Here is a 22,939-nt window from a genome sequence, read left to right on the forward strand (position 1 = left end):
GCTTATAACGGTTGTAATACTTCAGAAAGCTCCGCCTGTCAGTATGATGGGCGCTGTAGAAGTCTTTCGCTAATTTGAAAGTTGGATGCTCTCCTGCTTTTACCTGTTCGTATTCTTTGATCAGCAACCGGTAGGTCTGAAGATAGTTCCGCTTAAGGGTGAGGTCATTCGTGTTGATGCGCATGGTGACTAACTTTTTTTAAAGCTAATCTTGTTACCGAATTATATAACCTTTACAGCAATGACGATGGTTTTAGAATAAGCACAGAACGAGACGAGATTGCTTCACTATGTTCGCAACGACACGTTCTTTATAATAAATTATATCTCCTTAATATCATTCCCCTTCAACCAACCTTCATTACCATTAGCCAGTTGAACTTTTGTCCAGCCGTTGGTGGTATCTAATACGTTTACCTTGGTTCCGTCGTGGAGTATAAATAAGTTGCCCGCTTTTTCGGCAGGCGCGCTTTTAACTGTGACAGATGCGGTAAATACAATGGCTTGTTTGTGGCCTTCAAAATAAGCGGCCTGCCTGTTGGCTATAAAAACAAACAGCAAACAAATAACAAATAAACTTACAGCGGTGTAAAACGCACCCTTTTTAAGGGTTAAGGCCTCGCTAAAGAAGTAAACAATAAGGCTTACTGATGCCAGTAACACCAATACTATGCTCATCACGGACAATGTATTCAACGACAGCGCCAAAATAAATCCCTTCCACCATTTGGTAATGAAAAACTCGGGCGCTTCCACCACTTTATCAGTGGTGCGCTGATTGGCGTATTGTATATTAAAGCTGATATCTTTGTCGCCGGGCGATAGTTTGTGCGCCTTTTCGTAATACAGTATAGCCGATGGGATATCACCTGTTTTGTAACTGGCATTGCCCATATTAAAATATAAGGCTGTCGATTGATAACCTTCGCCGATCAATTTCTTGTATACCTCAAGTGCTTCTTTGTAGTTCGATTTGGCGTAAAGCGCGTTCCCTTTTTCAAAGGAAGCCGTGGTATTGTTATCAGCAAAAGATAACAGCGGCAGCGCCAACCATAATATGATATATAATATCCTTTTCATGCTGTTAAATTTTGCTTTCAATATCGTTAATAATGCCTCTGGCTTTGTCGAACACTTCCTGCTGCGATATGTGTGTTACCGGTGCATAGCGTGCCATTTCGCAAAGATCGAGCGTATCCAGCAACTGACGTGTCAATTGATCATCCAGGTTTCGTGTCTTCAGATTAGATGCAATGGTTTCCTTGTTCAGGTCGGCATAGCTGATGTTCAGCTTATCGCTCAGGTAACCATATAAACCTTTAAATACATCCTCATAAAAAGCTTTGGTATTGTTGGCCTGCAATTGCTTTTGCGCACTGGCTAAATGTTTGGCTGCCATTTTACCTGCCCTGCGGCTTTTAACCTTCACTACATCGCTGTTGAGCTTGCGGTTTTTGTTACGGTAAACAAAAGCGGCGGCGCATGCTATGGGCCCCACGGTCAGCAACAAGTAATATAAGCCGGAACCGAAAAGACCATCGCCTTCTTCGGCAAGTTCGGTATCGCCGGTTTTGATATACCTGATATCTTTATCAAGCACTTTAATATCCTGTTTATCTGCTGTAAAGGCAGTTACATTGGCTTCGTTATCGCCCTTGTTTACCTTTACCGGGAATGCTTTTGTTGTAAGCGTTACATATTTGCCGGTATTCGGATTAAAATACGTGAACTTAAGCGGCTCGATGGTAAAACTCCCCTGATGGCGCGGAATAAGCAGGTAATTATACACCCGGCTTCCGGATACTCCGTTGATACTTTCGGTAATGGTATCGGTTATTTTAGGATCGTACTTTTCAAAATCAGCCGGAAAGTTGGTGCTAAGATCTTTGAACAGTTTGATATTACCCGAGCCTGTAACCTTTACCCTATAGTTGATCGCTTCGTTGGCTTTCAGTTCAGATTTATCAACAGAGGCTTCAATACTAAATTTACCTACCGCGCCTGTAAAACTTTCGGGCTTACCGGCTTCGGGCAATGGCTTTACATGGATAGTTACCGGTGCGCTCTTAACCTTTTGCTTTACCTCGGTAGAACCGCCGCCAAAAAAGGCTTCGATCTCGTTACGCGGCGCAACGGGTACACGTGCTAAAAACGTCATCCCCAAAGGATCAATCGTTAGGTTACCGGCATGCTCCGGGAATAGTATAGTTTGTTTAATATCGGCCACATTATAACGCTGGCCTTTATAAGTTTCTATGTGCCATCGTACCTGCTGCTCTTTGCTGTTTTTTACATCCTGGCTCCAAAATCCATTCAGGTCGGGTATTTTATCAACCTGACTATCAAGTAAGTCTACCCGCGTGTATAAACGGTAACTTACCGTTATCTGGCTGCCCTGGTATACGTCGGTTTTATCGGCCACAGCACGCATAAACAGGTTCTTAGCCATATCGGCCTCTGCCGGGGCTGCCGCTTGCGCGTTACCACCAGCCTGCATATTTTGCTGGCGTTGCTGTTGTACCGGCCTGCCTTTCACCACTTTTATAGTTAAGCCGTTTGATGTTAACCTGCGGCCGTTAACAAATATGGTAGCCGGTGCAATGGTATAACTCCCCTCCTTTTCGGCCATAATGTAATAGCTGTAGGAGTTGCTCATGGTAGTAACCCCGTTAACAGAGCTCATACTGGTAGAGATATTAGGACCGGCCAATATCCGGAAACCATTAAAATCAGGCGGGGCAAAATGATCGCCGTTGGTATTGATGGAAAACATTACCTCAAACTGTTCGCCAGTGGCTACCTGTGTACTGGCAACCGTGGCTGTAAGCCTGGCATCCTGAGCGTGCAGCAGCGTTGCTGTAAATAGTAATATCGTTAATATATAAAACCTGATCTTCATTATAATTTGCAAACGCGTAATAATATTACCAGTCTTTAGAGATGTTCATTTTCACCCCTTTTAACTTTTTATTCTTCAGTTTATCCTGTGTTTGTTTTTCGTCGTTGTTCAGGGCATCCAGCATCCGTTGGGCATCTTCTTTCGATAACTTATCGGGCTGTGGTTTCTGTCCCTGCTCGTCTTTTTTGTCCTGGTCTTTCTTATCCTGATCCTTGTTATCCTTATCCTTGTTATCTTTATTCTGATCTTTCTTGTCTTTATCCTTGTCCTTCTTATCCTTATCCTGCTGATCTTTATTGTCTTTATTCTTATCCTTGTTCTTTTGGTCTTTGTTATCCTTGTTGTCCTTATTTTTCTGGTTCTTTTTATCCTGCTGTTGCTGCTGTTTCAGTTTCTCCTGCGCGTAAGCGAGGTTGTAACGGGTTTCATCGTCCTTCGGATTATTCATCAAGGCTTTTTTGTAGGCTTCAATACTTTCTTCCAGCTTTTTATTTTCCAGCAGGGAGTTGCCCAAATTGTGGTAAGCCTTAGCAGCCATAGCCTTATTGCCCGATTCACCTAATTTAGTAAACTGATCGCCTGCTTCGGCATATTTTTTTTGTTTGTAGAGGGCGTCGCCCAGGTTAAAGTTCCCTTCAACGTTTTTCTCTTTTTTAGCTACCGATTTACGGTAGTTCTCTTCGGCCTCGGTATACTTTTTTTGCTGATACAGCTCATTGCCTTTTTTAACGTAGCTTTTTTCCTGCTGCGCAAAAAGCACTGTGCCGTTCACTAAAAATAATATGATAAAAACTAACTGTTTCATTACTTTTTCACCTCAAATAAATTCACACGGCTCAATCGCACACTTTTGCGGTTTGATATAAAGAACTCCACCATTAACAAGATAAAGGCAAACCCCAGGAAAAACTGGAAACGGTCTTCAAAATCTTTAAAGCTTTTGCTGTCGTAAGTTTTTCGCTGGATCTTACCTATCTGATCCATCACTATATTGAAGCCGCTGTTGGCGTTTGATGCCCGAACGTACGAACCACTGCCCGCTGCCGCTATCTCCTTACACATGTTTTCATCCAGCTTACTCATTACCGTTTTACCGGCACTATCGGTATGAAAACCAACCTGCCTGCCATTTTGAACAATTGGAATAGGCGCGCCCTTTTCAGACCCCACCCCGATAACATGTACCGATACATCTTTATCAATAGCCTTTTTGGCTGCTATTACCGCGTCGTCCTCGTGGTTTTCGCCATCGGTAATTACTATCATGGCCTTGCCTGTTCCGTTCTTAAAATCGAAAGAACGCATGCCCAGGTCAATTGCCGCACCTATTGCCGTACCTTGCGTAGGCACCATATTGGTATTGATAGTACTAAGGAATAGCTTGGCCGCCGAATAATCGGTAGTGATAGGCAACTGCACATAAGCCTGACCGGCAAATACGATGATACCTATGCGGTCGTCGTGCAGGTTATCTATCAATTGGGCAATAGCACGCTTGGCGTTCTCCAACCTGTTAGGCGACAAATCTTCGGACAACATACTGTTCGATACATCCAGCAAGATCATCAAATCGGCACCTTTGCGTTTTACTTCTTCCATTTTTGAGCCTATCTGCGGATCGGCAGCGCCGATCACCAAAAAAGTAAAGCCCAACAGGAACAGGATAAATTTCAGCCACGGCCGCGAAAAAGAAACCTGTGGTATCATTTTCTTCACCACATCTTTATCGCCCAAGGCAATTATCGCCCGTTTTTTCCAGGTAGTTACGGCGATGAATAATATGATTAAAACAGGAACTGCTGCCAATCCCCACAAAAATTCGGTATGTGCAAATCGTAGCATGGTATTAAGTTAAAGCCCCTTTTAAAAAGGTGTTCTTTGATAAAAATTCTAACAACAGGAAAACCAGCGCAGCTATGGCAAACGGTAAAAAGCACTCTGTTTTTTTATGATATTGCGTTACATCAATTTTGGCTTTCTCCATCTTATCAATGCGCTCGTAAATGTTTTTAAGCGACTGGTTATTAGTAGCCCTAAAGTATTTACCTCCTGTAATACTGGCAATCTTGTTCAGCGTAGCCTCGTCAATTTGTACCGGCACATTCTGATACTTTATGCCCATTGGCGTTTGAAACGGAAATGGCGCGTATCCGTTGGTACCCACACCGACCGTATACACACGTACGCCAAATTTTTTGGCAATTTCGGCAGCGGTAACCGGCGGTATCGAGCCCATATTGTTTGAGCCATCGGTAAGCAAAATAACTACCTTGCTTTTGGCAGTGCTTTCTTTAAGCCTGTTTACGGCGGTGGCCAAACCCATGCCCACGGCAGTACCATCCTCAATCATACCGTTTTTGATATCCTGATATAGGTTGATCAATACATCATGATCAATAGTAAGCGGGCACTGCGTAAAGCTTTCACCGCTGAACACCACCAAACCAATGCGGTCGTCGGGGCGGTTCTTGATAAAATCTATCGCTATCTCTTTGCCAGCCTCTAACCGGTTAGGTTTAAAATCTTCGGCCAGCATACTGCCCGAAATATCTGAAGCGATAACAATATCGATACCCTCGGTAGTCGTATTTTGCCAGCTTAATGATGATTGCGGCCTTGCCAACGCTATGATCAATGCCGATATACACAATACACGTAATACAATACCTAAATGACGCATGCGCGCTATCACGCTCTTTTTCGGTAGTGCGAAACCTTTTACGGCTGATACGCTGAGGGTTCCCTGTAAATGTTGTTCGCGCCATATATAGTATGCTATCATTACGGGAATAAGTACGAACAACCAAAAGAAACCCGGATGCGCGAACTCAAGGCTTTTAAACAGGTTGAGCATCAGCCCCTCCTTCCTCGTTGCGCAAAGGCGCGTTTGCCTGCTGTGTTTGTGTTACAAAGCTGATTGCGTTATCTATACTCTGCTCATTTTCGTGAGGCAGCGGGCGTTCTTTGGCAAACTTTACCAAATCGGCCAGTAACAATATCTGTCTCAGTTTATTGCGGTTCTCCTCGGTAATATCCATGTACTTAAGCGCCGCGAAGATCTCTTCAGATGTTTTTTCGTGCGTTTTGATCACGTAACGCTTTTCGAGGTACTCACGCACTACATCGCTCAACTCAATATGATATTGTTTATAAGCATCCTGCTGCCACAGCTTTTTATCGCGCAGCTCATGCAATTTACTTAACGCCAATGTATGCGGCGGAATAACCTCTTTTACTTCCTTCACTTCCACAATCGGTTTTGGTCGTTTTTTAAGGTACCATATAGTGCCGATGACAGCCAATACTACAGCCAAACCAATCAATACCCAAACCCAGTTATCGCGCAGCCAATCGAAAAAAGTATACTTAACTTCTAAAGGCTGTTTAATATCAAAAATGGCTTTTGTGGTATCCACCTGTACCGATTGTACCTGCAAGGTAACCTCATTACTCTTCAACACCGCCGCGCCCGAACCAAACGAAAACGATGGTATGGTATACGTGCCTGCATCAAACGAGGTAATAATGTAACTATACGTAACAGTTGCGAGGTTACGGTTGTCCTTATCAAAAACTGTATCAACCTTTGGGGTTTCCACTATTTGTACCTTACCGGTTACGGTATCGGTAAGCGCAGGGAAATTGATGCGTTCTTTAACCGGTTGGTGCACCACCAGGCGCAGGCGTGTTTGATCGCCAATGCGGATGGTCGGCTGATCTACCCGGGCTTCAACCTGTACGTTTTGGGCTGTTGCCTTAAAGTAAAAGCAGGTTGATATTAGGGTTAAAACAAGAAAATTATAGAAATACTGTCTCTTCATCACCTTCTTCTTTCCCGCTGTTTAAACAATGTCATTAAGGGTTTTACATAAGACTCATGCGTGCCGATATCGGCCGCGTCAACACCCGATCTTTTAAAAGTTTCGCTTAACAATGCTTTACGTTTTATGGCTTCAGTTTTAAAGAAGCTGCGCACTTTGGCATCGGCCGTATTTACCCATACCAGTTCGCCGGTTTCCTCATCTTTCATGGGGATCAAACCCAGGTTAGGAAACTCTTCTTCGTGCTTATCATACAAGCGCAGGGCTATAATATCGTGCTTCTTATTGGCGATCTTCAGCTCGGCCTCGAAAGCCGGACTCATAAAATCGGAAATAACAAAAGCAGTACACTTCTTTTTGATAGCCCCGGTAAAGTAACGCAAGGCTTCGGCCAGGTTTGTCCCTTTATTTTCGGGTTTAAAGTCGATCAGTTCACGAATGATCATCAGGATATGGCTTCGCCCTTTCTTGGGCGGGATGAACTTTTCGATCTTATCGCTAAAAAAGATCACACCTACCTTATCGTTATTCTGGATGGCCGAAAAGGCAAGTACCGCGCATAGTTCAATAGCTTGTTCCTGCTTCAACTGGTTAACGGTACCGAAGTTTTCCGATCCGCTTACATCCATGAGTAACATTACAGTAAGCTCGCGTTCCTCATCAAATACTTTAACATAAGGATGATTGAAACGGGCGGTAACATTCCAGTCAATAGTGCGGATCTCATCGCCTACCTGGTACTCACGCACCTCGCTAAAGGCCATACCACGGCCTTTAAAGGCAGAGTGGTATTCGCCCGAAAACAGGTGATTACTCAGTCCCCGGGTTTTGATCTCTATCTTACGAACCTTTTTTAATAACTCTTTGGTATCCTTCGCCATAGATAATAGCTGTTAAGGTACTTCTACCGCGTTCAATATCCCGGTAATGATATCTTCAGATGTCATGTTTTCGGCTTCGGCCTCGTAGCTTAAACCAATACGGTGCCTTAACACATCATGGCAAACAGCACGTACATCCTCCGGTATTACATAACCACGGCGTTTAATAAAGGCATAGGCTTTTGATGCCAGGGCCAAATTGATACTCGCCCTTGGCGACGCGCCAAAGCTGATGAGGTTTTTATAGTTAGCCAGTTTATACTGATCAGGGTAACGGGTAGCGAAAACAATATCGATAATGTATTGCTCTATCTTCTCGTCCATATATACTTCCCTAACCACCTTGCGAGCTCGTATAATTTCATCGGGCTTAATAATGGGATTAGGTTTAAGCATACCGCCCGGCGAAATATTGGCGCGAACGATCTTCTTTTCATCCTCCTTATTAGGGTAACCGATCACTACTTTCAGCATAAAACGGTCAACCTGTGCTTCGGGTAGTGGGTAAGTACCCTCCTGCTCAATAGGGTTTTGGGTAGCCAGTACCAAAAATGGCGTAGGCAGCGGAAAGGTATTATCACCAATGGTTACCTGGCGCTCCTGCATGGCTTCCAGCAACGCGCTCTGCACTTTTGCAGGGGCACGGTTTATCTCATCGGCCAGTACGAAGTTTGAAAATACAGGGCCTTTACGAATGATGAATTCTTCTTTCTTTTGATTATAGATCATGGTACCCACCAAATCGGCAGGTAACAGATCGGGCGTGAATTGGATACGGCTAAAATCGGCCTGTATGGCTTTTGAAAGGGTATTGATGGCCAACGTTTTCGCCAGGCCGGGTACACCTTCCAGCAAAATGTGCCCATCGGCCAGTAAACCGATCAGCAAACGTTCTACCATGTATCGTTGTCCTACGATCACTTTATCCATCTCCATCTTCAACAAGTCGATAAAGGCGCTTTCACGCTCAATCATCTCGTTAATAGCCCTGATATCTGTTGAGTACGATGAATTACCAGCAACAGCACTCTGCGCTAAGTGCCCGGTATTACTATTTAATTCTTCCATTAAATGCTTTTTATTATTTGGTAGGCAAACTTAAACAGTGCAGCATCTTTTTGCTAAAGAAATGTAAGATTTAATTGTTAAAATATGTTAAATGGGCCTGCACACCCAAACATTATTGTACGTATTACAGCTAAGTAACGCTATAATATTGGATTGCGTGCCTGTAAAATGCAAAAAGAACGGTTGTGCCGCTCTTTTTGATAAAATGTTTAAATCTGCAAAAAATATAAAGTAGTCAGGTTTATGCTGTAATTAACGTTAGTCTGCTCTTGGGCGCAGGGCCCCATTACTTTTAAGGGCAAAAGTAACAAAACCCTTGTCCAGCAAAAGGCTTCTTTGCCGCACAAGGCCTTGCCCTGCAAAACGTGCAGAACTTAGGGCTGGAACTTTTGCCCCGACGCTCTTTTCCTGCCCGCATGCAACAAGTTCGCTATGCCCGCCTTTGCGCTCGAAGCCTCCACAGTTCTGCCCGTTTTCGTCCGAAGCTGTTTACTGACGGGAAGGGAAATTTATTAAAGCCCTCTCCCATGGAGAGGGTTGGGTGAGGCAAAACACGTCTTTTGCGATGAGAAACGACGAAGCAATCACCGACTTACAGAGCGACTCTGTATAGTGTAGAGATTGCTTCGTGCCTCGCAATGACGCAGTTTGCACTTCTTATCACTTCCTAATTAGGAAATATCTCCTCCAGTTTTTTATTAAGCGATTCGCCACGCAGGTCTTTGCCTATTATTTTACCATCGGTGCCTACTAAAAAGCTGGCCGGTACTGCCCTTACACCGTATAGGCGACCAACGGCATTGTTCCAGCCTTTCAGGTCGGATACTTGTGTCCATGGCAGGGCGTCTTTTTGCACGGCTTCCAACCAGCGGCCCTTCTCGCTGTCTAATGATACCGACAAGATGTTAAAGCCTTTATCCTTATATAGTTGGTATTGTTTAGTTAAATTAGGATTTTCGGCACGACAAGGACCGCACCAGCTTGCCCAAAATTCTACCAGTACAACTTTGCCTTTATAGTCGGCCAGTGAAACGGGCTTGTTATCGGCCGTATTTTGGGTGAACATAGGCGCCACATCGCCGATTTTGGTGATGCCTGCGGCATTAATGCGTTGCTCCAGTTCTTTACCTACATCAGTAGCTTTAAGGCTTTTATTGAAGGCATTGAATATCGGCTGAATTTTAGGTACATCAACCTTACCGCCTGCTGCTTCTGATAAGGCTACCAGGCCAAAGAATGAGTTAGGGTGTTCTTTAGCAAATTGGAGTTGTTTTTGGTTACGCTTTTCCATATTGGCACGGTAACGTGTATCTACCGCTTTTATATAAGCTGTATCCTTTTGCTGCTCGGGCGTACCTTTTGAAAAATCGGCATTGGCTGCTTTGTTAAGCGCCATAATAGTGCCGCCAATATATTTATTGTACGCTTCAGATTCATTGTAGATTTTTGAGCCTTTGAATACGGCATTGCCTAATGAATCCTTTGAAGTCACCGTAAAATTCTCTTTACCAAAATAAAAATAGATGACATCGCCGGTATAAACCGCGCGCATTTTGCCACCGCCAGTATGGTCGAGCGCCATACGGGCGTAAGCATTGCCCGATACATGGCCTGCGAAACGAAACGCGCCATTCACCAAAACAGCCGAATCTTCGTGACTTACGCCATTGTCCATATAATCGATGTAAGCTTTGGCGGGTTTGTTTAGCTGACCTATTTTAGCGTTAAGGCTAAAATTAGGAACCGGTTTCTTTTGCGCCTGCGCCATAAACGACACTATAGATGCGAGTAATAATAATTTAATTTTCATGCTTTTATGAGTTCAGTTTATTGTGTGATTTAGTTTTGTGTATTGCTATTTTTAAGCGCGTTAATTACAAGTTGACTGATAACCGCAGCCGGGATTGCCAGCGTGCTGGTGCGGCTAAATCTTGCTATATTGATACCATAAAAATTGCCGTCGGTATCAAATACAGGGCCGCCGCAATGGTTGGCCTTTATAATAGCATCGTGTGTAAATACCTTTTCAAAGCCATCCCTCCTTATGCTTTTACCACCCGCAAACATTTCGGCAGGATGATTAGAGCCCATTGGCGGTCTGCTGATCAGCGTGATCTCTTTGGTGAGTGTATTACCGGCATGCGATACTTTGAATGTTACCTTATCGCCGGGCCAGTACTTTTGCAGTTCAGCGCCATAGTCTTCGGGCTTTTGCATGGGTTTATCGTTGATGTTTAGCACCTGGTCGCCAATTTCGAGGCCGGCTTCACTCGCGGGTGAATTAGGCTGAATACGGGTTAATACCAGCGGCCCTTCCTTATACGCTATTGCCGCACCCAAAAAGCCCATGCTAAATACTTTCGGCTGATTGATTTGCATACTCCCCAAAACACTAACCACACCAATAGTATCGGGCAGCGGCGATAACAACAGTTTACCTAACCCGTTAAAGACTAATGTATCATTTTTTACAGCGTTTAACTTTATACCGTTTTTAATAGCGGCAGGTGCTTGCAGAATTACTATATCGTTAGCTTTATCACGAGCTAAGATATTTAATTTAAAAGACTTACCCCCACCAGTAGAAACAACAGGTTCATCACCAATCATAGAGCTTTTACTGATGATAATTGTTTTGTACGGAAGCCCCATACCATCCAGCGAAAGCGTAATACCATTAATGCTTTGTTGATGCGCGGCTATCGTGCTGGTGATTTTTATAGTATTAGTGGCCAGTTTTGAAAGGTCTGTTTTAAACTGTTCGCTAACGTTTGTAAGTGCGGGTATAGTGAGGATCTTATTTGCGAAAGGATCAGCAGCTACAGAATCTTTTTGAACAGGTAGTGCTTTATAATCTTCAACCTTATTTAAGGCCGACCAGTAGGTACGGTAGTAATCGACAGGAATTTCATAGTTGGTAGCTTCATCAACATTGATGGCGCTGTGCAGGGCTATGACCCGCCCCATATAGTCAAAAAGCGGTCCGCCGGAATCACCGGGTTCCATAATGCAGGTTGATTGTACAAAGCCTAAATCATTCTTTACATTAGTAATCCGCCCGAACCTTACTGACGGTAAACGTTGATTAAGCGTTTCAGGATAGGCTATGCTGATGCAAGGTTCGTTCACTTTTAAGGCTGATGAACTGGCCATTTCGGCGTATGGCCAACTGCCTTGCGTAATTATCTTCATCATGGCTACATCGGGCGCTATGGGGTTAGCCTCGTAAGTGATACGGCCTAATGCCAACGCGATGGCTTCCTTACCATTGGGGAACATCACCTTGTAGGTTTTTCCTACTACGGTTGTATGCGCGGCGGTAAGTATATAACCATCTTTAGCAACTACCACGCCGCTGAACTGCGCGCTCATCTGCATTTTTGATACAGTATCGAAACCCCACATCCGCACACTGGCCGGGTAAGCTTTTTCTATTGCTTTGTGCAATGTAACCTCCAATGTTTTACGATCAAATTTTTGACCATAAATAATTGATGGTAATAATATTACGAATAATACAACTACAAATAGTTGAAGTTTTTTCATGTTATAAATATAAGGCGATAGCAGGGTATATTACGGCTATCAACCCGGTGTTATTATTAAACGATGTGTAAAAAACCCGGCATCAAACCACACATGATGCCGGGAAACTAATTAACTATAAAGAACGAATCGGTTTAGGCTATTTATTGGCATTTACCTGCTGATTGATACTCGCTTCGGCTGCTGCCAAATCGGGATCGGTAAGCAGGATATTGTTATCGGCATCTAACAGGAACATGGCGGGTACACCGCTTAAATTATACTTTGTGCTGATGCCCGCGGCCTTACCCGGATCGGCAAGGTTAACCCAGGGCATCTTTTCCTGGCTAACCGCTTTTTTCCAGGCCGATACTTTTTCATCAACCGAAATACTTACTATAGACAGGCCTTTATCTTTGTATTTGCTGTAAAGCTCCTTTAAAGCCGGGATCTCCTTTCGGCAAGGGAAACACCAGCTTGCCCAAAAAACTACCAACGTGGCCTTTTTACCCTTAATGGAATTAAGCGTTTGTTTACGCCCCGCTGTATCCGCGTATTCAAAGGCCGAAAAAATTGTAGTCTTTGTACTATCACACAGTAATCTATTTGTATTGTATTTGTGCGCATGCACACTTTCGACTGCATGCACTCTAAAGGTCGCTATGTTAAAGACAAGTAAAACAACTGCTGCCAGCTTGAAAAATTTCATATATACAAATGATTTACAACACCTTAACATCAATCAGCTTCTTTGTTGGTTGCAGGCATTTGTTTTTATCACATACCTGGTAGTACAAACCGCACTTTATCACCGAACCAACCTTAGCATTATTCACCGTTATGGTAAATGAGGCATTATCTTCAAATACGAATATGCCCTCACCCCCCTCAAAGGCAACCGGGGCCGAGGTTTGCCAGTCGCCTTGCTGCTTCGCTCCTGCCGGGAGTTCGAGCAGGGTTTCAGTTTGGATGAAAGGACTTTCTTTAGGCATATAAGCGTAGATATGCCAGCCTTTTAATATGTTGGCATTCACTGTTATTTGGCTGCTGCCTTTTTCTTTACCGGGTGCAATGCGGGCAGTTACAATCACCGGATCTTTCAGGCTTGGTGCAACAGCGGTGGTTTCGGCTGCTAATTCAATTTTTGCAGGCTTGCGTATCATTGATAAATCGCCGTAAGTGTTCACCATAAACTTAAATCCGCCCGCTTCAGTGAAGAACAGGTTATTTTTGTTTTTATCGAACCAATTTCTCCATTCGGTGGCAATAGTGAATTTTTCGGTAGTATAACGTTCTAAAATGTGTTGTGCCATAGCGGCATCTTCATTGCTTTCCAGCATTTTGATGCTCTTATCTAATATAGCGGTACTGCGGTTTGATATGCCTAACTTTTGCGCATCGGTATCCAGTTGCAGCGAGTATGCATCGGAAGGGTAAAAGTATTCGTAGTTATCACGATAGTATTTGTGATACAAAGCCGTGTTAGTTCCAAACTGGGCGAATAATTCGGGTGAGGCGTAGCCTTTAAGGTAATCCTCAAATGATTGCGTATCGTTAGTCACCGGCATTTTCAAAAACATCTCATTGGCACGACCAATATCCTCTCCCTTAGCTTGCTTATCACGCAGGTCCTGCTGTAATTTAAGCATGCGCTTGTTACCCTCAATACGCGATGCGATGGCTACTTTATACTGCTTTTCATCCAACCGGTATATCTTTTCGTCGATACCGCCGCGGCTTTCTATCTGTACCTTTTTAACGATAGCAGGTTTATGATCATATTTTTTAATGTAGCAAACGGTGTTTATGAAAACCAGTTTGGCTTCGTCCGTCATAAAATTGGGCGAGCCCGCAAAACCCCACATAAAGTAATTACCCTGACGGCCTAAAGCTACAGCTTCGGCATTTTTCAAGCAAACACCACCCGAAATAGCCTCTGCATCAGGCGAATCGTCAAAGCCTTCGCCATGCGAAACCATACCGATGAGGTATTTGGTATTGGTAGAAAAACCTTCGGTAACCACCTTCCAGCGCGGCATTTGCTTAGGTGTTGTAAGTGCCTGGTAGCCGTTAAAAAACGACTCGGGCGTGGGTTTGGTAACCATGGTTAGGTTTACCTTGTTAGGCGTATTAAAAATGGGGTGCTGGGTACGTACGTTTAAGGCTTCGTCATCCAGGCACTGGCAGTACCAATCAAACTTTAAACCGATAGGCAAACCCACATTAGGCGCCATAGCCGCTATCAGTATGGTTGGCCTATCGAAATTGGCAGGCAACTGAATTGGCCCGGCATCCACAATAGTTACATCGTAGAGGTTTGACATTTCGGCTTTGTAATCGGCCACATCAACCACACCAACATTAGTAAAGTTGTTTTGCAAAAAAGCCTTAAAATCAGGCATCCTGTTTTTGTAGATCTCGGCATACCTGTCATCGGTGGTCATGTAATAGACCAATTTTTCAGGCATGGGTTTCCGTGGATCATAGCCCACATACAGCACCCGCAGCGAGATCTTTTTCGCAGGTGCTTTACCCCCATCGGCCTTGGCCTGCATCAGGGTAAAAACCGACAATAGTACTAACAGTAACTTTTTCATAAACAATTATTAAAGCTTATTATTTGATCTGGCACAACAAGTTAAATTTAACCTGTTTAATAATTATATTTTACGTTCGGAAAGTCTTTTTGAGCCTGCCTGAACTGCGTTTCCCATTCATCCGGCCAGCCGAAAGCGATGGTTGCCTGTTCTTTGAGATTGGCTCCTGCCGCGCCGCTCCAAAAGTGGATGAACTCGCCCCAGTTCAAATCCCTGTTCTCCACATTTTTCGAGAGTATTTCAAAGTAGCGGCTTAGTAATTTACCGCCACCGTATTTTTTGTAGATGGGATAAAACCAGTTTTTAAACCATTGTGTATTTGGCCGCGGAAAGGTATCGTAAGTGTTTTGCATCTGGTAATATTCCCGTGAAGCTTCATCTTCCCTGCCAATGTGCAGCAATACGTCGTAAACAAATATTTCGGCGAATTTGCTATCCCCCCAAATGTTCTGGTCCTCATGCTGCCTGCCGAATGACGCGTTTGCCACGATATGGCCGATCTCGTGGATAGGTAAACCGATCTGTTCACCGGTTGGGTATGTCCAGCTGCCCAAGCCGTTATCAATTACGTTACGGTTGTCGTGCGATGCATCCATGTATGATGCCGGGTGACCGCCGCCTAAATTATTGGTAGTATCTACCGTTTTATGGCATATTACAAACAAGCGTTTATCAGTACCGAAAGCGCCATAGTTTTCAATAACATAAGCCCATGAATCAGACATGGCCTTGTTTAACCAGGTAATTGACCTGTCCATGTTATTATCGTAGTACAAAGCAAGATGATCATCATAATACACCCTGTTTAGCACCTGGTGATGGTATCCCCAGTGTTCCTTCCATACTTTGGGCGGAGCACCTTCCGGGTCAATTTCTACTTCATCAGTTTTGCTTTTCGATTTACTGCATGATGCTATTACCAACACAGCCATCAGCAGGCTCACCGGCAATATTAAACTCTTTATAAATTTCATGATCTGTTTAAAATGATAAGGTTTAGTTTTTTGATACAACATCAACAGGTGTGCCCGGTATGCCGTTAATGGTTTTTATAGTTTTAAAATTTGAGCCAACGCTAACGTCTATTAGTATCAATGCTCCCTCAATACCGGCTGTAAGTTCGGTACCATCGCCATTGAGCTTAAGCATACTTACTTTTTTACCACCAAAATCAACCGGCAATACTCGTAAATCCTCATTTATAGGGTTAAAGCGGTATATCTTGTCGTTTGAGGTGAAGTAGAACAGGTCAACATCTGAGCGTTGCCATTTGGTATCGGCATTTATTAATGAAGCCCCTTTAAACACACGTTTATAAGACGGACTGATGACCCTTTTAGTAAAATATTCATTCATATCAATACTAAACGACAACTCATTTACAGTACCATCTTCTGTTTTATAAAAGGCATAAGTAGTACCGGGTACAGCGTTCATAAACAGCAGTTCGCCGGCGCCAAGGTTTTTAGGGTCGAACTTGTTTCCGTTAACCGTGTATTCCGATCCTAAATAGTTACCGGTATTGCTGAATGATACAAAGGCATGCGTTTTTTTATCAAAACCGAAGTAAAAGTTATTGGTGTTTGAGTAATATGGCGATAAAACATAATCGCCGGACTGCGGATTAGAGAATTTTCCCCAATCCTCTGCAAATGGTGCGGTTTGGGTAATACTGATATATAGCTTACCATTAATTATGCCTGTTGCAGTACCTTTCGCAGCCTCAAAATATTCAGGCGCAATAGTGGCGGGCGGTGCAAAAAAATGATCTTTAAAATACCTTTTGCGCAGCATAGTGCTACCATTAATGATTACGCTTTGCTGATCCTTATCGCCGCTTATTACCCAATAGTCTTCGGCAGTACCCGGCTGATAAGGGTAAGGCCTTGCAAATAACTGGAGGGGTTTGCTTGGTAAATTTTCGCCGTGCAGGGCAAAGTACAGGTTACTGATCACCGTTACACTATCCGGTTTTATAAACGATAGTTTGGTAATGCCGCCATCAACACTTAACACGGTAAAGCCTTTTGAAAACCGGGTATTACCCGATATTTTAAAAGGATAAAAGTATTTAATATTGTTACGCTTATCGGTAATGGTTAATTTTGCTGTACGTACCCTTGGTGCCAGGTTATAAACCAATATAAGGGGATAACCTGTATAATGATCGGCACGTGCCTCTTCTTCAACAATAATCTCCCAATCATAAGTAAGGTCTTTAATTGGGTCGGCACCTTTTAATTCAACATATGGCTGCAGCACCAGGGTATCACCAACTAATGCATCAAAGGTGTTGTCCTTAAAATTCACTACTACCGGTTCGGTTGGCGGCGAGTAGTTATAGTTGCCCAGGTCTTTTTTGCAGGAAGAAAAAGAAATGATAAAAAGTATATATATAAGTATTGATTTACACTTCATGATAATAATTTGATTGATTAAAACTTAATCTGGCCACCGTTCTCGTCAATAAAAAAGTATTGGTTGTTTGAAAAATACTTAAACAAAAACTTCTTGTCGGGCGAAGCAACATTGTAAAAATTGTAATCTTCAGATCCTGTAATTTTGGTTAGCATATATCCTTTATCAGGATGATTGGTAACCCAGGTGAAGGGATCTTTTAAAAATGTCCTTGTGTTTTCTATGTAATACAAGTTACGCGGTATCTGAAAATTAGGGTCGCCGTAAAATAGGTTGATCAAATCGCGAGTGCCTGATGTAATTAAAAATAACTGGTGCTTAACGCGGCTGTAATCGCCTATCTGATCTGCCCATTTTATATTCCACCAGTCCGGTTTTTCTAAACGGTTAGAGAACAGCAGTGTTTTTGTACGCAAACTATCGGCAAGCTGTATTTGAAAATCGCTGCCGCCTGTAACACGCAGTGTTAAGTAAACAGATTTGCTCTCCAGCGCAGCGTCTGTATTTTTCAGGATGACAGGCACATGCACCACACCGGAATCAGCCGGCATTTTATAAGATGATTTCAGGGCCTCGTAGTGTAAGCCTTGCGTAGCAGTAGTTGCATTTGCAATTATGTTCATCTCAAAGTTCCTGTCCTGCGATATCCTTTTACCCGATATTTTAACAGGTATCCAAACGGTATCCTGCGCTAAACCAACAGAGTAGGCAAACGAGTAGGTTATAGTATCCGTGGTTGGATAATCCAGATAAATATTATCGGGCGAGTTGTATAACAGCTTGGTATCTTTTTTACAGGCATACAATAACGTGCATGCAAGCAGCATAAAAAATATATTTCTTTTCATCGTTGTGTATGTTAATTGTTATTGTACGCGCCTTCATCAACCGGTATCGGCAACACAAAAATCTTGTCGGACGCGGGGTAGTTTTGTGTTGGAGATATCTTAACCGGATGATTTAACCGTTTATACATATAAAATATCTGGCTTTCTCCATAAAACTCCTTACGGGCTTCTTTTATAAGCAATTCAATAAATTCATTTTTGCTTCCGGCGTTGGTAAGATTATCTTCTATACCACGGCTTATACGCATGGTATTATAATACTCAACTGCCTGCATTGGGTTGGTATCAAAACTGGCTTCGGCTGCTATATAATACATTTCGCTAAGGCGCATAGCAGGCGCTACCAACGGATGACGATTTTTTACGGGGATAGTATTGCTGATGTATTTTTGCAATAAAGCACGTTCAGTGCCATTTGAGCCTATGGTAGTTTTAAAGAACCACTGTTTATAGCGCCAGTCAAGCCCTCCGGCAAAATCCTTTTCATAAATATCATCAATCTGATCAGATGTTGGCATTAGCTTTGGATTATCATTAATGTACAGCTTAACCAAATCCTGCTTTATGTCAACATTATCATTGATATACCAGGCCGTGATCAGCTCTTTATAAAATATCCGGTCTTTTTTGGCGATATCAGTTTCGTTAAAGTCAGTTTTAGCGGTATGCGGAAATTTTTGAGAATCAATTACTTCTTTAGCATTTAATAAACTATTGGGTATATCGTTCTTATACAAATAGATACGCGCAAGTTCGCCACATACGGTAAAGTAATTCATACGATGGCGCCTGTTTTGCAAAAACAGATCAGCATTGTTCACCTCCGGATTGCCGGCATCATCCGGATAACCAACGGTGTAGCCATTATTTATCGGATCGGCAGTTTTGAGCAATATTTTGGCTGCATTAAGGTCATCAATTGCCTTATTTAAAACCTCGGTAACGGTTGAAAATTTAGTGCTTTTTGTGCTTACAGTTGTTACATAAGGTATGGCTTTAGCCGTTGGATTACTTTTATAGGATGGCGCGTAAAGGCGCAGCAAATCAAAATGCAGGTAAGCACGTAAGGTTAAGGCCTCGCCTTTTATAAGTTCGTAATTATCACCATTAAAAAGTGATTTTTTAGCATCGATATTTTCGAGTATGTTATTGCAATTAGCGATGGCACGATATTGTGTTACCCAGGTATTATAGCTCCAGCTTACCATGTCGGGGTAGCTGTAATCAAAGCTGGCAATTTTACGATAGCCTATATCAGTAAAATCATAGTTTTGCGCCATGATATCGAGGTTACCGAATGTGAGGCTTTCACCATAGAGTGTTGCCGAAGCGCACAGTGTATATACACCGTTCAACGCCTCCTTAAAACCAGCTTCTGTAGTAAACAGTTCTGTCTTATCTATTTCCGATTCCGGCTTTACATCCAAAAACTTATTACATGATGTAAATACCAGCAGGGTTGTTATTATATATATAAACTTCTTCATTTATGTAATATTAAAATGATGCCAATAATGAGAATGTTACGTTGCGTGCAAATGGGTAGTTGATACCTCGCTCAATTTCAATACTTGAAGTACGAAACACATCATTAAGCGTAATAGAAGGCCTCAAGCTTTGTAACCCTATCTTTTTTGCAACGTCCTTTTTCAGGTCGTATGAAAAATTAACTGATTGTAATTCAACCAAATTCTCCTTTTGTACAAAACGCGATGAAGCGAAGGTGACACCCTGATCGGCAATGTTTTTATAAAAGGTAACATCCCCGGGTTTCTTCCATTTTTCATCAAGCGCGCGGCGATCAACATTAAAGCGCGGATTCGCGTTCTCTACCCTATCAACCAATGTTTGGTTATACATTTGGCCACCCAGCCTGTAATACAGGCTAAAGCTTAGTTGAAATTGCTTATAAGTAATATTACCACCAAAATTACCTGCTACCTTAGGTGTAGCATCTCCTACCGGCTGGGTATCTTTTATATCATACACGTAGGTTAATGAGCCATCTTTTTTTACAAAGATTTCTTTTCCATTTTCCGGATCAATACCTAATGATTTTACCGCGTAGATAGTATTATATGATTGCCCTTCCTGGTAACGCAATAGTGGTGTACTCGCCAGTCCGTTATCTTCGTTTTGCTGAAGGTCGTCTATCAGTTGATTATAAGCTTTAAGCGAGTTAGCAATTTTTACTATTTTATTGGTATTGTGGGCAAGGTTACCCACCAAATTAATATTCCAGTCTTTTGAGCGGTAAGCATTAACGGTTAGGTATAATTCATAGCCCTCGTTAAGCATATCGCCAAGGTTTTCTTTATAAGTAGTAAAACCGGTAGATGGTGCCAGGTTAATATCGGTTACCAAACCTTTGGTGAGTTTATGATAATATCTGGGGTTAATCAATAAACGATCTTTAAAGAAACCGATATCCAGGCCAAGGTCAAAGTCGATTGTTTTTTGCCACTCCAGGTTTTCGTTACCATAACCATTTACCAACGCGCCTATACCTGTTGAATACCAATTAGCAGTTTGATAGGAATATATTGATTTTGACAGATAGGCCGGAAAGTTTACCGACCCTGTTAAACCGGCAGTGGCTGTTAACTTAAGCCTTGATATGGATGTATTGGCCATAAATGGCTCACGATGGATATTCCAGCCCAGGCCACCGCTGTAAAAGGGTGCAAAGCGGCGTTCGCTGCCAAAAGCCGAAGAACCGTCGAGCCGGTAGCTCACATCAAGGAGGTATTTGTTTTTGTATGAGTAGTTACCCGAAAAGAAAGAACCGATCAATCTGCTCAAAGTAACATTACCGCCGGGCGCACCGCCGGGTGTATAGGTACGTGCAAAGCCAATATTGGTAAACCTGTCATTGGTAAAACCACGGGCTTCAAACGATTTATTGTCAACTTTATCAGATGTTACGTTAACACCTGCCGCAAAGTTGAGTGAATGATCGCCGATCTGTTTATTATATATTAAACGTACGTTACCATCTAAAGCCAAAAGATCATTACTTGCATAATTGTAACGTCCCCGGTATTGTATTTCATTAGCCGGCCCCTCAAAAAACTCATTGTTTAATGGAGAGGCAAATTTATCTGCCGTGGTTTTGGTTTTAGTAACACTCATTACCCCTTTTAAGCGTAGTGAGGGAGCCATGGTCCAGTCAACAGAAAAAGCATCAATTAACTCGAGATAAGACGTTTTATCAAAATTACCCAGTGTTGATTCATACAGCGGGTTATAAACCGGCTGATTTACATATTGTGGTTTACCCGGTGCATTCTGTTTTGTATCAACCACCCAATTGGCAATTTCACGAATAAGTTTGCCGTTATCGTCAGTTATAGGGTAATACGGGTTCATGTAAACATAGGTAGAGAAATCACCATATTTTGAGTTGTTGGCACTTACCTGGCTAATGCTTAAATCATTTCGCAAGATCAGCTTTTTTGAAGGATTATAGGTAAAACTCATACCACCTGTATAACGTGTACGGTCAGATCCCTTCATTACCCCCGGGTTGGTTTGGTAACGCAGGTCAATACCATACCTGAACGAAGTATCGCCCCCTTGCGCGTAAATAGAGTGTTTTTGTCCGTACGAATTTCGCAGCGGTTGCGACAGCCAATAGGTGTTAACACCGCTTACCACATTTTTCAGTTTGCTATAGTAGCTATTCTGCAAATCCTGCATTGAACCGGCAGATATACCGCCATATTCATACAGTCCGGCAAGCTTTTCGTATTCAAGTTTATCTTTTGCGTTAAGTACATGGTAATCTGTTAAATCAGGTGCGCTTACATTTAGCTCGGTATTGTAGGTAAGCTGTAGCTGCCCGGCTTTAGGTGCCCTGGTAGTAATCACCATTACACCATTTGCCGCTCGTGAACCGTAAACAGCCGTTGCTGCCGCGTCTTTTAAAATGGTAACAGTTTCAATTCTATTAATATCCAAATCGATAACTTTTTGTAACGAAACCTCAAAACCATCTAAAATAAACGTAGGTAAATTATAGGTACTCGCCAGGTTGTTACGATTAACCACATCGCCAATTGATGGCAGTGTAGTTGCGCCACGCACATTTATATTAGGCAACATATTGGGGTTTGAACCGGCAAGGTTGTTATCTAATATCCGGAATGATGGATCAGATGCCTGTATGCCTTTTAACACGTTCTGTGAGTTGAACTTACGCAGGTCATCGCCACTAATGGTTACCGAATTACCTGTGTATGTTTCCTTTTTCAAACTTTGGTAACCGGTAATTACCATCTCGTCCATCACCTTAACCGATACATCTAAAGTTATCAGTAAAAATTTGCCGTCGGCTAAAGTAATTTCTTTAGGTTTGAAGCCTAAAAAGCTGATCACTAATACATCGCCAACATCGGCATTTATTTTAAACTCACCTTTTTCGTTGGTTTGAGCCCATATAGCTTTATTGTTTTTTACAGACACCGTAGCCCCGGCAATGGGGTTTTTATTTTCGGTTTCAATTACCTTACCGCTTACCTGTATCTTTTTATCGGCAGTGCTTATTTGCGGGTCACCTTCTCCTCGGTTACGTATCACTATCGTTTTATCAACTATGGTATATACAAGCTTAAGGTTAGCCAGGCAGGTATTAAGCGCTTCGGTAAGTGGTACATTCTTCAGCTCAACATCCTGTTTTGGTGTGCTTACATTTACACTGCTGGTATAAAAAAAGAGGTATCCGGTTTGCTTCTTTATATCTTTAAAAATAGTTTCCAAAGAGGCATCATGCCGCGAAATGGTTACATTTTGCGAGTAAACGGCTGCCGAAAGATGCAGTGAACCTATAATTAAAAGAAGAACAGTCAATTTCATGACCATAAATAATTTGCACTTTACCCTC

General features: G+C 42.6%; 18 protein-coding genes. All 18 read right to left on the reverse strand.

Going from position 1 to position 22,939, the window contains the following annotated elements:
- Positions 1 to 184 (reverse strand): hypothetical protein (locus ABD894_RS03455; RefSeq protein ID WP_345209594.1); only part of this gene is annotated, 184 nt, incomplete at its 3' end.
- 137 nt (positions 185 to 321) lie between these two features.
- A complete protein-coding gene (locus tag ABD894_RS03460; protein WP_345209595.1) occupies positions 322 to 1,080 on the reverse strand; it encodes a tetratricopeptide repeat protein in 759 nt (252 codons plus the stop codon).
- Between the two features lie 4 nt (positions 1,081 to 1,084).
- Positions 1,085 to 2,899: a BatD family protein gene (locus ABD894_RS03465; protein ID WP_345209596.1), complete on the reverse strand. Its 1,815-nt coding sequence runs from the start codon at positions 2,897 to 2,899 to the stop codon at positions 1,085 to 1,087.
- 25 nt (positions 2,900 to 2,924) lie between these two features.
- A complete protein-coding gene (locus ABD894_RS03470; RefSeq protein WP_345209597.1) occupies positions 2,925 to 3,704 on the reverse strand; it encodes a tetratricopeptide repeat protein in 780 nt (259 codons plus the stop codon).
- The gene (locus ABD894_RS03475; protein WP_345209598.1) at positions 3,704 to 4,741 is read right to left on the reverse strand and encodes a vWA domain-containing protein; all 1,038 of its coding nucleotides are present in this window, start codon (positions 4,739 to 4,741) and stop codon (positions 3,704 to 3,706) included. The genes ABD894_RS03470 and ABD894_RS03475 overlap by 1 nt, the downstream gene beginning before the upstream one ends.
- A gap of 4 nt (positions 4,742 to 4,745) precedes the next feature.
- Positions 4,746 to 5,753, reverse strand: a complete 1,008-nt coding sequence (locus tag ABD894_RS03480; RefSeq protein ID WP_345209599.1) for a vWA domain-containing protein — start codon at positions 5,751 to 5,753, stop codon at positions 4,746 to 4,748.
- On the reverse strand, positions 5,737 to 6,720 hold the full coding sequence (locus ABD894_RS03485; RefSeq protein ID WP_345209600.1) for a BatD family protein: 984 nt from the start codon (positions 6,718 to 6,720) through the stop codon (positions 5,737 to 5,739). Before ABD894_RS03485 ends, ABD894_RS03480 begins: the two co-directional genes overlap by 17 nt.
- Complete coding sequence (locus ABD894_RS03490) at positions 6,720 to 7,601, reverse strand: DUF58 domain-containing protein (RefSeq protein WP_345209601.1); 882 nt, start codon at positions 7,599 to 7,601, stop codon at positions 6,720 to 6,722. Before ABD894_RS03490 ends, ABD894_RS03485 begins: the two co-directional genes overlap by 1 nt.
- Before the next feature lie 12 nt (positions 7,602 to 7,613).
- On the reverse strand, positions 7,614 to 8,669 hold the full coding sequence (locus ABD894_RS03495; RefSeq protein WP_425562919.1) for an AAA family ATPase: 1,056 nt from the start codon (positions 8,667 to 8,669) through the stop codon (positions 7,614 to 7,616).
- 667 nt (positions 8,670 to 9,336) lie between these two features.
- Positions 9,337 to 10,479, reverse strand: a complete 1,143-nt coding sequence (locus tag ABD894_RS03500; RefSeq protein ID WP_345209602.1) for a redoxin domain-containing protein — start codon at positions 10,477 to 10,479, stop codon at positions 9,337 to 9,339.
- A gap of 29 nt (positions 10,480 to 10,508) precedes the next feature.
- Complete coding sequence (locus ABD894_RS03505; RefSeq protein ID WP_345209603.1) at positions 10,509 to 12,215, reverse strand: trypsin-like peptidase domain-containing protein; 1,707 nt, start codon at positions 12,213 to 12,215, stop codon at positions 10,509 to 10,511.
- 139 nt (positions 12,216 to 12,354) lie between these two features.
- Positions 12,355 to 12,903: a TlpA family protein disulfide reductase gene (locus ABD894_RS03510; RefSeq protein WP_345209604.1), complete on the reverse strand. Its 549-nt coding sequence runs from the start codon at positions 12,901 to 12,903 to the stop codon at positions 12,355 to 12,357.
- A 13-nt stretch (positions 12,904 to 12,916) separates the two neighbouring features.
- Entirely contained in the window at positions 12,917 to 14,791 is a 1,875-nt protein-coding gene (locus tag ABD894_RS03515) for a protein-disulfide reductase DsbD domain-containing protein (RefSeq protein ID WP_345209605.1), read from the reverse strand.
- A 56-nt stretch (positions 14,792 to 14,847) separates the two neighbouring features.
- Positions 14,848 to 15,765, reverse strand: a complete 918-nt coding sequence (locus ABD894_RS03520) for a hypothetical protein (RefSeq protein WP_345209606.1) — start codon at positions 15,763 to 15,765, stop codon at positions 14,848 to 14,850.
- A 22-nt stretch (positions 15,766 to 15,787) separates the two neighbouring features.
- A complete protein-coding gene (locus ABD894_RS03525; protein ID WP_345209607.1) occupies positions 15,788 to 17,209 on the reverse strand; it encodes a PKD-like family lipoprotein in 1,422 nt (473 codons plus the stop codon).
- Positions 17,210 to 17,226: 17 nt separating this feature from the next.
- The gene (locus ABD894_RS03530) at positions 17,227 to 18,057 is read right to left on the reverse strand and encodes a DUF4843 domain-containing protein (protein ID WP_345209608.1); all 831 of its coding nucleotides are present in this window, start codon (positions 18,055 to 18,057) and stop codon (positions 17,227 to 17,229) included.
- A gap of 11 nt (positions 18,058 to 18,068) precedes the next feature.
- Positions 18,069 to 19,544, reverse strand: coding sequence for a RagB/SusD family nutrient uptake outer membrane protein (locus tag ABD894_RS03535; RefSeq protein WP_345209609.1), 1,476 nt, complete (start codon positions 19,542 to 19,544; stop codon positions 18,069 to 18,071).
- Positions 19,545 to 19,554: 10 nt separating this feature from the next.
- Positions 19,555 to 22,911 (reverse strand): SusC/RagA family TonB-linked outer membrane protein, encoded by a 3,357-nt coding sequence (locus ABD894_RS03540; RefSeq protein ID WP_345209610.1) that lies wholly within the window; start codon positions 22,909 to 22,911, stop codon positions 19,555 to 19,557.
- Positions 22,912 to 22,939 lie beyond the last annotated feature (28 nt).

Source organism: Mucilaginibacter gynuensis (genome assembly GCF_039541195.1).
Lineage (GTDB): Bacteria > Bacteroidota > Bacteroidia > Sphingobacteriales > Sphingobacteriaceae > Mucilaginibacter > Mucilaginibacter gynuensis.